Origin of the sequence: Rhizobium sp. PRIMUS64, from assembly GCF_023006465.1 — a bacterium.
GTDB lineage: Bacteria > Pseudomonadota > Alphaproteobacteria > Rhizobiales > Rhizobiaceae > Rhizobium > Rhizobium leguminosarum.
On record NZ_JALBGX010000004.1, the window covers coordinates 34,388 to 49,717 of the forward strand.

12 protein-coding genes are annotated in these 15,330 nt (G+C 60.8%); 10 read left to right on the forward strand and 2 right to left on the reverse strand.

From position 1 onward, the window contains the following. Positions 1-60: 60 nt before the first annotated feature. A complete protein-coding gene (locus MOV76_RS03170) occupies positions 61-1,998 on the reverse strand; it encodes an ABC transporter substrate-binding protein (RefSeq protein WP_247263806.1) in 1,938 nt (645 codons plus the stop codon). Between the two features lie 323 nt (positions 1,999-2,321). On the opposite strand from MOV76_RS03170, the gene MOV76_RS03175 reads away from it, so the two are divergent. The 9 genes from MOV76_RS03175 to MOV76_RS03215 all read left to right on the forward strand — a co-directional run bounded on the left by MOV76_RS03175 (position 2,322) and on the right by MOV76_RS03215 (position 11,155). Continuing rightward, positions 2,322-3,035, forward strand: coding sequence for a FadR/GntR family transcriptional regulator (locus MOV76_RS03175; protein WP_020493434.1), 714 nt, complete (start codon positions 2,322-2,324; stop codon positions 3,033-3,035). A gap of 20 nt (positions 3,036-3,055) precedes the next feature. Further along, positions 3,056-3,886 (forward strand): NAD(P)-dependent oxidoreductase, encoded by an 831-nt coding sequence (locus MOV76_RS03180; RefSeq protein ID WP_193443048.1) that lies wholly within the window; start codon positions 3,056-3,058, stop codon positions 3,884-3,886. Next, positions 3,883-4,776: an SMP-30/gluconolactonase/LRE family protein gene (locus MOV76_RS03185; RefSeq protein WP_247263807.1), complete on the forward strand. Its 894-nt coding sequence runs from the start codon at positions 3,883-3,885 to the stop codon at positions 4,774-4,776. Before MOV76_RS03180 ends, MOV76_RS03185 begins: the two co-directional genes overlap by 4 nt. A 57-nt stretch (positions 4,777-4,833) precedes the next feature. Further along, positions 4,834-5,787: a dihydrodipicolinate synthase family protein gene (locus MOV76_RS03190; RefSeq protein WP_247263808.1), complete on the forward strand. Its 954-nt coding sequence runs from the start codon at positions 4,834-4,836 to the stop codon at positions 5,785-5,787. A 146-nt stretch (positions 5,788-5,933) separates the two neighbouring features. Further along, on the forward strand, positions 5,934-7,520 hold the full coding sequence (locus MOV76_RS03195) for an ABC transporter substrate-binding protein (protein ID WP_018444929.1): 1,587 nt from the start codon (positions 5,934-5,936) through the stop codon (positions 7,518-7,520). Positions 7,521-7,526: 6 nt separating this feature from the next. Then, positions 7,527-8,624, forward strand: coding sequence for an ABC transporter permease (locus tag MOV76_RS03200; protein ID WP_026230448.1), 1,098 nt, complete (start codon positions 7,527-7,529; stop codon positions 8,622-8,624). A 4-nt stretch (positions 8,625-8,628) separates the two neighbouring features. Then, positions 8,629-9,564 carry an ABC transporter permease gene (locus tag MOV76_RS03205; protein WP_131605062.1) on the forward strand — a complete coding sequence of 312 codons (936 nt, stop codon included), beginning with the start codon at positions 8,629-8,631 and terminating at the stop codon, positions 9,562-9,564. Further along, a complete protein-coding gene (locus tag MOV76_RS03210) occupies positions 9,561-10,415 on the forward strand; it encodes an ABC transporter ATP-binding protein (protein WP_193442865.1) in 855 nt (284 codons plus the stop codon). Before MOV76_RS03205 ends, MOV76_RS03210 begins: the two co-directional genes overlap by 4 nt. Next, positions 10,412-11,155, forward strand: a complete 744-nt coding sequence (locus tag MOV76_RS03215; protein WP_018444932.1) for an ABC transporter ATP-binding protein — start codon at positions 10,412-10,414, stop codon at positions 11,153-11,155. The genes MOV76_RS03210 and MOV76_RS03215 overlap by 4 nt, the downstream gene beginning before the upstream one ends. Positions 11,156-11,200: 45 nt before the next feature. On the opposite strand, the gene MOV76_RS03220 is transcribed toward MOV76_RS03215, so the two are convergent. Then, positions 11,201-12,046, reverse strand: coding sequence for an alpha/beta fold hydrolase (locus MOV76_RS03220; protein ID WP_247263809.1), 846 nt, complete (start codon positions 12,044-12,046; stop codon positions 11,201-11,203). Between the two features lie 313 nt (positions 12,047-12,359). Between MOV76_RS03220 and MOV76_RS40000 the strand changes: the two genes are divergently transcribed. Further along, positions 12,360-15,239 (forward strand): AAA family ATPase, encoded by a 2,880-nt coding sequence (locus MOV76_RS40000; RefSeq protein ID WP_247263810.1) that lies wholly within the window; start codon positions 12,360-12,362, stop codon positions 15,237-15,239. Positions 15,240-15,330 lie beyond the last annotated feature (91 nt).

Below are 15,330 nucleotides of genomic sequence, written 5' to 3' on the forward strand. Positions count from 1 at the left end.
TCTCAGAGGGCGAACTGAAAGAAAGCGCCGTACCGTCGGGGACGGCGCTTAAGACGAAAATCAGCTCGTGAAGGTGAATTGCTGCGGCATTGCAGGGCCAGGATTGGGCCAGGACCAGCTATCCGGCTCCTTCTCGGGAACATTGCGCAGATTGTTGCGGATGATGCCGAAACCGCCGACAGCAAGGCAAAGGCCGACGGTCTCGAACTCCTCAGCCGCGATGTCGAAGATCTGCTTCATGATCGCGCCGCGCTTGTCGAGATCAGCCGTCGAACGTGCTTCGTCGAAGAGCTTCATGCGCTTCTTCTGGCTTTCCGGCGGTTCTTCGCCACGTGCGCCGTTGGAGGTGTACCAAAGCGTCCACGGAATGGCGTAACGCGAGCCCTGCGGATGGAAGGCGAAGAAATCGCGCGGGTCGAGCATCGGATCGAGACCGCCGGGGCCTGGCCATACCGCCGCATCATGGGCGTTGTCGTCGCCGCGGGTGTAATAGAGCGCCCGCTCGATCGTGTTGACCTTCATGTCGATACCGATCTGGGCCCAATGCGTCTTGACCAGCTCCAGGGCATCGACGAGGTCGGGATAGAGCGTCGGAATGACGTCGATCGAGAAGAAGACTTTCTGGCCGTCGGGCCTCAGCCGGAAACCGTCGCCGCCTTTTTTGTAGCCGGCCTCATCGAGCATCGCGCCTGCCTTGTCGGCGTCATATTCGGTGAACTGGCGCGCGTATTTCTCGTTATACCAGGGATGGGTCGGACGCGGCCCAGCCTGGTAGGGCTCGCTCTGTCCGAAATAGACGATGTCGATGAGTTCCGGGCGATTGATGCCGATCGAGAGCGCTTGCCGGAACGCCTTATCCGCAAACATCTTGCGCATGGCAGGATCTTTGTGGGTGATGTTGAAGTAGATCTGGCACTGTTGCGAGGCCGAAGGCACGAGCGTCAGCAGCCGATAATCGCCTTTCTCCATGTTCTTGGACAGCGTCGGCTTGTTGGCCAGAACGCTGATATGGCGTTCCTGGATGTCGATCTTTCCCGAGATGACATTCAGCATCAGCGATTCGACGTCCTGCGAGATGCCGAAGTTGATTTCATCGATGTAGGGAAGCTGGTTGCCCTCGGTATCGACCTGCCAGAAATAAGGGTTGCGGGTCATGACGACGCGCGTCGCGCCACCGGCGTAGGGCTCCTTGATCACCCATGGATCGAGTGTCGGCTTGTCGACATTACCCCATCGCGACGGGATCTCGATGTCGCCGCAACGGCTGCGGAACAGCTCCGTCCAACTGGTGACGCCGGCCTTCTTCGCATCGGCCTCGATATTCGGATTATATTTCGGCAGGAACTGGCTGCAGTAGTGCTTCGGGAACAGCGTCGGATGCTGACCAAGCGGCGTGGCGAGGTTTTCCAGATAAAGCGCGTTGGCGGCCGCAAAGGTGAACTTCACCGTATAATCGTCGATCTTCTCGACGGTGACCGGCTTGCCGGCGACCGCAAGCTGCGCCGGTGTCGAGCTGTAAAGCTCGGTGTTCTTGACGCAATCTTCGATCGCGAAGACGACGTCATCGGCCGTAAAGGGATGACCGTCCGACCAGCGCACGCCTTCGATGAGATGGAACGTGAATTGCGTTGCGTCATCGCTGACTTCCCAGCGTTCGGCAAGGTTCGGCTGCACGGCGGTAAAATCGAGGTTCCAGCGCACGAGGCTCTGGTTGCCGACCATGCGCAGGATGCCGTTATGGTCGGATGAACCGCGAAGGCCTCGGCGCAGCGAACCGCCGTAGGTGCCGACTTTCTCGAACGGCGTCACGACCATCGGCTTTTTCGGCAGGCGCTCGGCGAGCGGCGGCAGCTTTCCATCCGTGGCGAGTTGCGCAAGTGCTGGCGCTTCGCCACCTGCGGCAGAGACGCGACCGGCGATAGACAGCGCCGCGACACCAGCCATGCCGCCAAGTACGGCGCGGCGGGTGACACCACGCGACAGTATTTCATTGGCCATCGAATTCCTCCCTTTTGTGCCGGCGCAGCCTTTGCCCCGGCCGATGCGGCGGGCTCCCGACCCGCCGCTGCGCCCTCCTCGGCGCTACGACCTGAACCATAGACACGTTCGCAAATGATTACAAGAGTTGACAGATAATTACAAATTTTGTAGCGATGTAGCATCGAAATACGATGTTGTGCCGCTGAAATACGGCCAGCAGGATCAAAAACGTTCGATCTGTCAGATGCTGTGCGCCGCCCTGAACATCATGGTCGGCGACAGCCAGGGTGCGACCGTCAACGCCGTCGCATGGCGTCGAGAGACGAGAGAAAAGGACCAGAATGACATTTACGGTCGATGCCGTTTCGAACAGGGGCGCAACGCGCTTCAGCGACATCATCTACGAGAAGATCGTGGGGATGATCGCCGACGGCAATTTTCCGGTGAACGAACGACTGCCACCGGAGACGAAGCTTGCCGCAGATTTCGGCGCATCGAGACCCGTCGTGCGCGAAGCGCTTGAACGCTTGAGAGCCGACGGCTTGGTCGTTTCGCGCAAGGGTTCCGGTTCCTATGTCAGGCAGAGGCCGGATTCGTCGATGCTGAAAATGGTGCCGGTCGGGTCCTTGGCCGATGTCCAGCGGTTCTTCGAATTCCGCGCCGGTCTCGAAGCCGAGGCGGCGGAGCTTGCCGCACGGAACTGGCAGCCGGCCGACAAGGAGCGGATAACGGCAGCGCTTCTTTCGATCGAACAATGCCTGCGCAACGGAGAGCTTGGTGCCGAGGAAGACCAGGCTCTGCATGACGCAATTGCCATGGCGACCGGTAACCAGTTCCACATCACCCTGCGCGAGTGGTTCAAGCCGCATTTCGCCATCGGGCATTCCGTCACGCGAAGCTTGAGCTTGAAGCGGACGCCGGAACAGATCCGCAGCGTCCAGGATGAGCATGCGGTGATTGTCGAGGCGATCTTCGCGCACCGGGAAACCGAAGCGCATGATGCGATGAAAAAACACATACTGAATGCTCGCGCCCGCATGTTCCAGGGCGTTTGAGCACAATGGGAGGAGAAATGATGAAACGGGTCGCCATGACGGGTGCTGCCGGACGTGTAGGAACTCTGCTGCGCCCGCTCCTTCGATCGCATGTCGAAGAGCTGCGCCTGATCGATCTCCAGGAGCCTGCCGGGCTCGGCGAAAACGAGAACTTCGTCAAGGCCGATCTTGCAAAGCTCGACGAGGCGACGGCTGCACTGAAGGATGTCGACGGTGTGGTTCATCTCGCCGGCATTGCAAGCGGCATCGACATGAACGCCATTCTGCACGCGAACGTGCTTGGAACATACAATCTTTACGAAGCGGCGCGGACCAACAAGGTCCAGCGGGTCGTCTATGCATCGAGCAACCATGCCACGGGCTTTTATCCGCGCGGCCAGCTCGTGTCGCCGCTCGACCCGATGCGCCCCGACAGCCCTTATGGACTTTCCAAATGCTGGGGCGAACTTGTGGCGGGGCTGTATTACGACACATCAGGCATTCGCTCTCTTTCCATCCGCATCGGCAATGCGGGCACCTATCCCAACAGCGAGCGATCCGTTGCGATCTGGATCAGCGCCCGAGACCTGGCGCAATTGGTCAGGATCGGCCTGTCGCACCCGTCGATCGCAGCAACGGTGGTTTATGGCGTTTCTGATGCCGAGGAGATCTGGTGGGACAACGGTCTGGCGGCACGATTGGGCTACCAGCCACAGGATCGGCCGCGCGATCACGCCCGCATCGAGGAGGGATCCGAAGGGCCGGTCGCGCTTGCGTTCCAGGGTGGCGGGTTCTGTGAAATCAATCACGACGGCACCATCCGCATGCGCGACGCCGAGGGTCTGGCCAAGAGCCTGGAGACGGTTGAATGACGGCCCCGCTAGTCATCCGCCCGGACGTCCGTTCCGTGATCCAGCAGCCGCTGACAGTCGGTGAATCGCCTGTATGGGACGAGGAGACCGGCACTTTGTGGTTCGTCGATATTCAGGCGCCAGCTCTCGTCCGGCTCTCGGCTTCAGGAAAGATCGACCGCTTCGACATGCCGGCCGCAATCGGCGCCCTCGGGCTTTGCCGCGATCACAAAATCGTCGTGGCGCTCCAGACGGGCGTCCATCTCTTTGATCCCGTCTCTGGAGATTTTGAGCTCGTGTCCGATCCAGTCGGGCGACACATCAACTGCCGCCTCAATGACGGAAAGGTCGGCCCCGACGGGCACTTCTGGATCGGCTCGATCAGCGAAGCCAAGCCGCAGACCGACGAGGCCGCACTTTACCGCGTAAGCGCCGATGGCCGCACGCGGACCGTTGCAACCGGACTGACGAGCTCCAACGGCCTTGCCTGGTCGCCGGACGGCCGGCGGATGTATCACTCCGACAGCCGGCAATGCTTCCTGCAGGCATTCGACTTCGATCCTGATACGGGCGACCTCGGCAATGGGCGCCGGCTTCGCACCTTTACGGAAGACGAGGGTCGGCCCGACGGCGCGACAACCGATCGCGATGGGTTCTACTGGAGCGCCGGCGTTTCCGCCGGTCGCCTAAACCGAATATCGCCCGAAGGCAAAATCGTCGAGATCTACTTTCTGCCGGTCGCGGCACCGACAATGCCGTGTTTCGGAGGGCCGGATCTGCGCACCCTCTTTGTCACGAGCCTGTCGACGGACCGCACCGGACGTTTCGAGGCGGGGACGGTCATCGCTTTTGACGTGGATGCAGAGGGCCTCCCGCCCTTCCGCTTCGGGGCAGGTCACCCTCCAGGATGACAGCGAGCCTCCCTTCGAAATGACAGCGAATAGATGGAAAGATAACGGGGAAGAAAGATGAGCATCGCAACCATGCGCAAGGCGCTTACAGGCGTATCGGGTGTTCCCGTCACCGCCTATGACGGCAAAGGTGAAGTCGAACCTCGGATCACGGCGAAAGTCTATGAGCGAGTGGCGGTAGCCGGCATTCACAACATTGTCGCTGCCGGCAATACCGGCGAATTCTATGCGCTCACGCCGCAGGAAATCAGGATCGTCCATGAGGCGGCGGTTTCAGGCGTCAACGGCAAAGCGCCGGTGACGGCGGCAATCGGCCGATCGCTGCGCGAGGCGATCGTCATGGCGAAAGATGCGGCCACGATCGGCGCATCCGCCGTCATGTCGCATCAGCCGGTCGATCCTTTCGCAGCACCTTCGTCCCAGATCGACTATTTCTGCAATCTTGCGGATGCTTCCACCCTGCCGCTCATCGCCTATGTCAGGGCCGAGGGTTTCAGTGTCGAAGATATCACCCGTCTCGCAAACCACGGCAATATTGCCGGCATCAAATTTGCCACCACCGATCTGATGCTGCTGTCCAGAGCGATCGCTGCAGCCGATCCGGCCGGCGCGCTTTTCGTCTGCGGCCTGGCGGAGAGCTGGGCGCCGACATTTACCGCTGCGGGCGCCCGCGGCTTCACATCCGGTCTCGTCAATGTCGCGCCGCACCTGTCGCTTGCCGTTCACGATGCACTCGAAAGAGGAGACTTCGGCGCGGCAAGGGCTATCGTCAACCAGCTTGAACCGTTCGAGCGGATGCGGACCAAATTCCGCAATGGTGCGAACGTGACTGTCGTCAAGGAGGCCGTCACCTATTCCGGCCTCGATGTGGGCCCCGTGCGCGTGCCGGGATTGCCGCTGCTCGATCGGCATGACCGCGAGGAACTCCATCGGCTGCTTCAGCGCTGGGATGCCGCCGGCAACAACCAGATCCATCCACTCCAGCAGGATTCCGCAAAGGCGGCCGGCTGAGTTCAACACGAGAGCGGCTCCGCTTTTCATGGCAGCGCGGAGCCGCTCTAACCCTTTGTTTTTACGCAATTCCGGACGGAAAACCGCTTCGCACTTTTCCTGGAATTGCTCTATTTCCGCAAACAACAGGATTGGGAGGTCTTGAGATGTTGAGACAGGTACTGACGACGATCGCAATTACCGGCGCCATGATGACGGCGCAGCCCAGCTTCGCGGCGTCGCCGCCCAATATGCTGGTGATCGGCACCAATCTCACGGGCATAAGGACGCTCGATCCGGCGCAGAACAATGCCCGTACGGTTTCCGAACTGATTTCGAACATTTACGACAACCTCGTGCAGCTGTCGCCGGACGATCTTAAAACGTTGAAGCCGATGCTCGCGACGCAATGGAGCGTCTCGGCGGATGGCAAGATTATCACACTGACATTGCGCGATGATGCGGTCTTCCAGAGCGGCAATAAGGTCACCGCCGACGATGCGGCCTGGTCGATTCAGCGCGTCATCAAGATGGGCCAGGTCGGCTCAACCGACGTCGCCCTCTGGGGCTTTACACCCGACAACGTCGAAAAGCTTGTTCGGGCAAAGGACGAGCATACCCTCGAAATCGAGCTGCCGCAGGCTGTGAACACCGATCTGGTGCTCTATTCGCTTGCCGGCTCATCGATCGGCATCATCGACAAGAAGACGGCACTGTCGCATGAGGCAAATGGCGACTTCGGCGGTGCATGGCTTTCTGCCAACTCGGCCGGCAGCGGCCCGTTCGCGCTGACGCAATGGCGGCCGAACGACGTTGCGATCTTCAACGCACGGAAGGACTATTGGGGCGGGGCGCCGGCCATGGCTCGCGTCGTCGCCCGGCACATTCCGGAATCCGGCAACCTCAGACTGCAGCTCGAAGCCGGAGACGTCGATGTCGGCCAATACCTCGCAAGCGGCGACCTCGACGCCCTGTCCACCAAAAAGGACATGGTGATCGAAAGCGTTCCGGGCCTCGGTTTCTATTATATCGCGCTCAACCAGAAAGACCCGGATCTGCAGAAGCCGAAGGTTCGCGAGGCCTTCCAGCATGCCTTTGACTGGAAGGCGATCTCCGGCAACATCATGCGCTATACCGGATTTCCCTGGCAGTCGATGATCCCGCGCGGCATGATCGGTGCCCCTGAGGAAGCTGCCTCACGTTACGATTACGATCCTGCCAAGGCCAAGCAACTGCTGGCGGAAGCCGGCTACCCCAATGGGCTGAAGAAGGTGCTCAATCCGTCAGGTGCGCCGACACTGCCCTTCGCCGAAGCGCTGCAGGCGAGCGCCCGCGCCGCCGGCCTCGATCTCGATCTCGTGCCAGGCGAATTCACGCCGGCCTTCCGCGAGCGAAAATACGAAGTGCTGCTTGGCAATTCCGGCGCCCGACTGCCTGATCCTTTCGCGGTCGCCACGCAATATGCCTACAATCCCGACAATAGCGACGAGGCGCGTCTCGGCAGCTATTATCTTTGGCGCACAAGCATGAAGGTGGACGAGCTCAACACACTCGTCGACCAATCGATGAAGGAGCGCGATACCGGCAAGCGCACGGATATCTTCAAGAAGATGGACGGCATTTACAGCGGCATGGCCTCCCCGCTCGTCATCTTCTTCCAGCGAACCGACCCTTATGTCATGCGCGCCAACGTCAAGGGCTATCATGGGCACACGACATGGTCGACGCGCTGGCATGACGTGACCAAGGAGTAGAACGCCGTGGCGAGCGCCGATCTGACATCGAAGCGAGAAAGCAGCCGTCGTTCTACGGAGGGCGGGTTCGCCGATGCCGCCCCGCACCCTCTAATGAGCCTGTTGCGGCGCCTGGCAGGGCGAGCCGTCGCGGTCGTGACGACGCTGCTCGGCCTGCTCTTCCTGACCTTTTCGATGGGTCGCCTGCTGCCTGCCGACCCGGTGCTTGCCATCACCGGGGCGGAGGTGAGCAAGGAGGTTTATGATCGCGTCTATAATGAGCTGGGGCTCGGGCAACCTGTCTGGATGCAGTTCCTCGCCTATGTCGGGAAGATTGCGACAGGCGATCTCGGCACATCGGCGACGACCGGCCAGCCGATCCTCACCGATCTCCTGACGATTTTTCCCGCCACCATCGAATTGGCGGTCATCGCCATGATCATCGGGGCGATCATCGGTGTTCCCCTGGGGATCACGGCTGCCGTCAGGCGCGGAACGATCATCGATCACGTTGCCCGCATCATCGCCCTTGCCGGCCATTCCATCCCGATCTTCTGGACCGGGTTGATGGCGCTCTTCATCTTCTATGCAAAGCTCAAGCTCGTCGGCGCATCGGGCCGGATCGATGTCTTCTACGAGGGTCTCGTCACGCCGGTGACCGGCTTTCTTCTGATCGACGCGGCGATAGAGCAGCAATGGGACGTGTTTCACAACGCCCTTGGCCACATCATCCTGCCGGCGGCGATCCTCGGCTATTATTCCGTCGCCTATATCAGCCGCATGTCGCGGAGCTTCATGCTGGAGCAACTGAGCCAGGAATACATCATCACCGCCCGGGCCAAGGGGCTTGGCACCCGCAAGGTGGTCTGGCGCCATGCATTCAAGAACATCCGGGTGCAGCTTTTGACGATCATGGCGCTGACCTTCGGCGGGCTGCTCGAGGGGGCGGTGCTGATCGAAACCGTCTTCGGGTGGCCGGGGCTCGGCCAGTACCTGACCCGGGGGCTGCAGATGAACGACATGAACGTGGTCATGGGGTCCGTGCTGACGATCGGCGCCGTCTTCCTGACAATCAACATACTGTCGGACTTCCTTTATCGCATTCTTGATCCGAGGACACGGTGACGCCATGACGATCTCCTCTGAGCACGCAGACAGCGTTAACACCGGCGGCCTTCGCAACTGGCTGCTGGCACCGGAGCCTCGAGGCTGGTTCCAGTCATCGGCGCAGCAAATTCATCAGGGCTGGCGGAAATTCAGCCTGCACCCACTTGGACTGGCCGGATTAGCCATCATCCTACTGCTGATCGTCGTGGCGCTGGCCGCCCCTCTGTTGACGAGCTACGATCCGATCGTTCAGGACATGGCTGGACGGCTTGCCCCGCCATCGGCGAGCCATTGGCTCGGCACCGACAATTTCGGCCGCGACGTCTTTTCCCGCGTGATCTATGGCGCCCGCACCACGCTCTACATCATCATGCTCGTCACGGTCATCGTCGCCCCGCTCGGCCTGCTGATCGGTACTGTCTCAGGTTATTTCGGCGGCATCGTCGATGAAATTCTGATGCGCGTCACCGATATTTTTCTCTCCTTCCCCGGCCTCGTGCTGGCGCTGGGTTTTGCCGCAGCGCTCGGTCCGGGCATCACCAATGCGATCATCGCGATTTCACTGACGGCCTGGCCGCCGATCGCGCGCCTGGCGCGGGCCGAGACGCTCAGCCTGCGCAAGGCGGACTACATCGCCGCCGTGCGCCTGCAGGGCGCAACATCGATCGCAATCATCACGCGCCACATCCTGCCGATGTGCATTCCCTCAGTGATCGTCCGCGTCACCCTCAACATGGCCGGCATCATCATCACTGCCGCCGGCCTCGGTTTTCTCGGCCTCGGCGCTCAGCCGCCGTGGCCGGAATGGGGTTCGATGGCCGCCAGCGGACGTGAATTCATGCTCGACAGCCCCTGGGTCATCGCAGCACCCGGCATTGCCATCGCGCTCGTCAGCCTCGCCTTCAACCTCGTCGGCGATGCGCTTCGCGATGTTCTCGATCCCCGAGGTTCAGAATGACGGACTTGATCGATATCCAGAACCTCGAAATCGCCTTCGGCGGCGGACAGGTGCGGGCCGTGCGCGGCGTCAGCTTTTCGCTTGGACAGGAAAAGCTCGGGATCGTCGGTGAATCCGGCTCGGGGAAGTCGACTGTCGGCCGCGCGATCATGAAGCTGCTGCCACCGACCGCGATCGTCAATGCCGAGCGGATGCGCTTTCGCGACGTCGATCTGCTCAAGGCGACCGAAAAAACGATGATGACGATCAGGGGCCGGCGGATCGGCCTGATCCTGCAGGACCCGAAATATTCGCTCAATCCCGTCATGCGGATTGGCGAACAGATTGCCGAGACCTACCGCTTCCATCATCCGAGGACGAGCAGGGCAAAGACCTGGCAGCAGGCGCTCGATATGCTCGAGGCCGTTCAGATCCGCGATCCGGAGCGTGTGGCCCGCCTTTATCCGCACGAAATCTCGGGCGGGATGGGCCAGCGGGCGATGATCGCCATGATGCTGATTGCCGAACCCGAAGTGCTGATCGCCGACGAACCGACGTCAGCGCTCGATGTGACGGTGAGGCTCGAAATTCTCGCCCTGCTCGACGAGCTCGTCTTGCGCCGCAATCTCGGGCTGATCTTCATCAGTCACGATCTCAATCTCATCAGGAATTTCTGCGATCGCGTTCTCATCATGTATGCAGGGCGGGTCGTGGAAGTGCTCGAGGCGCGCGATCTCGACAAGGCCCGACACCCCTATACGCAAGGGTTGCTGGCATCCTTGCCGACGATCGAAGATCCGCCTGCCCGGCTGCCGATCCTGAAACGAGATCCGGCCTGGCTTGAAGAATTCGTATTGGAGCCGTCGCGGTGATTAAAATCGACAATCTTACGGTCCGTTTCGGGCCTGGGCAGCGGCCTGTCGTCCGAGACGTAAGCTTCGCCATCGAAAAGGGAACTGCTTTCGGCCTGGTCGGCGAGTCCGGCTGCGGGAAGTCCACTGTCCTGAGGGCGCTTTCCGGCCTCAACGCCAACTATGACGGCCGGATCGAGCTCCACGGCGAGACGTTAAATCAGCAGCGCAGCCGGCCTTTCTTCCGCCGGGTGCAGATGGTGTTCCAGGATCCTTACGGATCCCTCCATCCCCGCAAGACCATCCGCTCGCAGCTGAAAGAACCGCTGCGCAACCAGGGGCTGGATACGAATTCGGTCGACATGAACGCGGTCCTGAGATCGGTTGGCCTCGACCCGGCGCTGAGCTACAGATTTCCGCACCAGCTGTCTGGAGGCCAGCGGCAGCGCGTGGCGATCGCCCGTGCGCTGATGCTGGATCCGGATGTACTGCTTCTCGACGAACCGACATCGGCGCTCGACGTGTCCGTTCAGGCCGAAATCCTCAATCTCCTCCAGGATCTGCGCACCAATCGCGGTCTGACCTATCTGCTCGTCAGCCATGATCTCGCCGTCGTCTCGCACATGTGCAGCCGAGTCGCCATCATGGAAGCGGGCGAGATCGTCGAACAGGTCGATGTCGGCGCCTTGCGAAAAGGTGCGGTTGAACACCCCTATTCGCAACGCCTGCTGCGCGCGAGCAGGATGTACGGAAGGGCGTAGCCGTGGCTCGGCACGGGGCCCTGCCTGCTTTTTGACGCCATCAAGCTACCGACCGCAATGTGCGTCGATAGCAGAAATGATTTCTTGCCAATCTTCGGGATGCATTTCGTGGCCGCCACCTTCGAGCCGAACGAGCTTCGCTCCCTTGACGGTTCGTGCCAACAATTCGCCGTGCTCAACAGGGTAAATCGGATCGGCCGTTCCGTGTATGACAAGGAGGTGCGCGATCAGCTCACCCAGTTTTCCCCTCAAGGTCTGGCCGCCCTTGAGCATGAAATGATTGGTGGCGCTGACGAAGTTCTTGGCCCGTTTGACGTCACGTTCAACAAAGGCGCGCGCCCGCCCTTCGTCGTAAGGATGCGCCGAACCAGCGATCATCTGGGTATCCTTGACGAGGAATTCGATCACCTGGGCATTGTCTGTCCAATCGACGTTCTCACCCGTCGATGCGTGCTCCATGTAGGCGTCGGTGGTATGGGGCAGAGCACTGGTATCAACGCCCACCGGCGTGGTGGAGATCAGCGTTAGCGTCTTGACGCGCTTCGGATTTGAGAGTGCGGCGATCTGGGCGATCGTGCCACCCAACGACATTCCGATCAGATTGGCGCCGTCGATGCCGTAGCCATCGAGTACCCTGATGGCGTCCTCAGCCATGTCGTCCATTGCATAGGGCGGTTCGCCCGGCGGGTAGATCGTCGAGCGGCCGGTGTCTCGATTGTCGTAGCGGATGACATAAAACCCGTGATCAGCAAGTTTTTGGCAGAAGTCGTCCGGCCACCACAACATTGAAGCCATGGCGCCCATGATGAGCAGGATCGGCTCATGCGCCGGATTGCCGAAAGCCTGAGTGGCAATCTCGACGTTATCAAACTTGATCATACGTTCAGTCACTTGGGGGCATCCTTTATTGGGTTGGATGAAGCAGCGAAAGTCTTCGTATCTGCAGGCTTCCACGCGAAGGTCACTCGACGTCCGCATATTCCCCAACCTGTGGCTAAGGTGGGTGGTGCCGCATCGGGCATTTTGAGTATGGCGGGCCCCAAAAACCATTTTGGCTGCATAAGGTGATCCAATCAGATCCAGGTCAGGGTTCCGGGGACTGAACATCACCGGTGCTTGGGATCTCCACATCGCCACTCTGTTACGTCGGGATGACTATGTCTTCATCTCTGCTAATCTCGAAATTCAGGTATCGGAGCATCTTGTGTCGACATCCCTCAGAAGGTCTCGGTTTTCAGGCCGTGCAGTAGAACTCGATTCGATGGAATCCGCTTTCCGAGATGTTTCTGGCGGGCGGCAACGTTCCTTTCTTCTCGGGGCGGAAGCAGGCGGGGGCAAAACCCGGCTGGTTGAAGAGTTTGCCAACCGATTGTCCGGCCGTGCCCTGATTCTGAAAGGCGGGTGCATTGAGCAGCGGGAATCTGCGTTGCCCTATGCACCTGTAACGGCAGTGCTGCATGAGCTTGTTCAGCTTCGCGGTGGGCCTGCGGCCAAGTCGCTTGTCGGCGCCGAGGGTGCGCGCGAGCTGGCCTGGCTTCTTCCCGAATTCGGCGAGACCTCTCAAAGGTTCGATGCTGGCATCGCAAGAGCGCGGCTGTTCGAGGTGCTGCGAAAGTTGTTCGAGGAGCTGGCACGAGAGATGCCGCTCGTCGTGGTCATCGAGGATATTCACTGGGCCGACCAGGCGACATGCGATCTGCTTCGCTTCCTCGCGACGCGGCTGAAGAAAATTCGGATCATGCTGATCGTCACCTATCGACCCGAGGAGACCAGCGCCACCAACGCCCTGCGGACGACCATCGCGGACCTCTCACTTTCCGAGGGCGCCGAGGTGTTGACGCTTCCCCGCCTTCAGCGCGCGGAGGTCGCCGTGCAACTCGAGGGGCTGCTGGGACACCCGCCAACACCTGCGATGATCAATGAGGTCCATGCGCGGTGCTGCGGAATCCCGCTTTTCACGGAGGCGCTCGTCGACGCCGGCGGAAGCTTGCGCAAAGATTTTCCTGGTTCGCTCAATGACTACCTGCTGAGATCTGTCAGGGACATGCCGGCGCCGACGGCCAAGCTGTTGAAGGTGATGGCGCTCGGCGGTCCGCATATCACCCATGCGCTTCTTCGCAGCGTGGCTGACAAGGCTGACCTTGAATTGGCAGAATTGCTGCGTCCTGCGATTTTGGCTGGGATCCTGGTGCCTGATGATGATGGATATGCTTTCCGGCATGCACTTATTCAGGAAGCAGTGCGGGGTGACCTGATCGCCGCCGAAAAGGTGGCCATCCATCGCGCCTATGCCGAGATGCTCGAACGCGGACCGGTTCCAAGCTACCGGGTTTGGCATTCCGTTGCGCTCGCGCGCCATTGGCGCGGCGCCGGCCAAGCCGAAAATTGCCTGCGATGGGCCTGGCAATCCGCCACGGAAGCCGCTGCCACTTTCGCCTATGCAGACCAGACGGAGATGCTGAAGCTCGTGCTGGCAGTGTGGCCCGAGGTCGATGATGCGATTGAAATGATCGGCGCGGATCACTGCAGAGTGTTGGAACTCGCTGCCGACGCCGCCTGCTGGGCAGCGGAGGCGGAACAGGGGCTGGCCTTTGTCGAACGCGCACTCGCCGAAGTGGATGCGGATCGCGACAACGAGCAACTGGCAGCGCTTCTTCTACAGCGCGCGGTGATGCGTCAACACGCACTTATCCCAGGCGAGATCGCCGACCTTGAGCGCGCGCTTGACCATGCACCCGATTCCACAAGGCTGCGCGCGGACGGACTGGGCCAGTTTTCCCGCGCGCTGATCTGGAGGGGAGAGTTCGATCGCGCCAGGCGCCTCGGCGACGAACTGAAGGATCTGTCCGAAAGGCTCGATGATGAGGAGTACCGCATGGAGGCACTGATCGTTGCGAAGTCTTTGGACATGGCATCGGGCAGTTACCACATCGATGCCCTATGGAGCGTTGTTGCCCGCGCCAGGCAGGCCGCCATCGGAAGGGTCGAGGTGCTGGCGGGCGCGGCATTGCTTCAAGCCCTGCTTGAGACAGGAAAATACGCTCAGCTCATTGAAGTCGGACCGGCGATCTTTGCGCGGACAGTCGAGTTCGGCCAGGCGCGCTATATCGGGGCGATAGTCGGTTCGCCTTTGTGCCGCGCCCTCCTCGCTTTGGGCCGCGTTTGCGAAGCCATTGAGACGTGCGAGCGGATGGCGGCATTGGATCCGCTGCCGCTGGGGCTCGTTCATGTTTTGGAATGCCAGGCGGAGATCGCCTTGGTATTGGGGAATTCGGATCGAATTGCCGTGGCGGCAAGGTCCTTGCGCAGTCTGCCACCAGGCCCTCAGGTTGCGAGCCGCGTGGCGGCCGATCTTCTCAGATTTGGCATCGAAAGCCGCGCGTTGGCGGGTGACATGGATCAGTCTGCGATCCTGGTAAGATCCGCCTTGACCCATTTCGAGAAGCAAGGAGGCGTCTCTTGGCCGCTCCTGGCCTCGGCGATGCGTGTTGCCGTTGATACGAACCAGAAAGATGTCGCCCGGCAGTTCGCGGACCTTGCTGCTCGATCCCAGTGCCGCAATGCGGTGGAGGAAGCCGAGAGGCTGGGCATCCTGGCCGAGATGTCGCGCTCGACGGGTTCCGACCTCGGTGCGTGGGAATTGGCTGCCCAAAGCTGGGCTGATTTGAGCCAGCCCTTCCGGCAGGCATATGCCCTTATGCAGGCCGGTGGTGCTGCAGTGACTGCCGGCAAGCGCGCAAAGGGTGCGGGCCATTTCCGGCGAGGCGCGGATCTTGCCCATTCGATCGGCGCTCCCCTCCTGGGCAATCAGATCGAGACCCTCGCCGAGAAGGCCCGCATCGATCTACGAGACGGGAAGGAGGGTGGCATGCCGAAGGCACCCCTCGGCCTGACGGATCGGGAATTCGAGGTGCTCCGGCTTCTCGCCGCGGGACAGAGCAATCGCGAGATCGCCGTCAATCTGTTCATTTCCTCGAAGACGGCGAGCGTTCATGTCTCCAACATCTTGAGCAAGCTCTCCGTCCCCAGCCGCGGCGCTGCGGCCGCAATGGCGCACCGGCTCCGGATCGTCGATCCGGCTTAAGGTTCGCTTGTCTGGCTATACCCTACCGCTATCTGTCTTTCCCACGATACCCGGCCTCGCATTCCTATTTCATTCCTTGTCTAGGCATGTT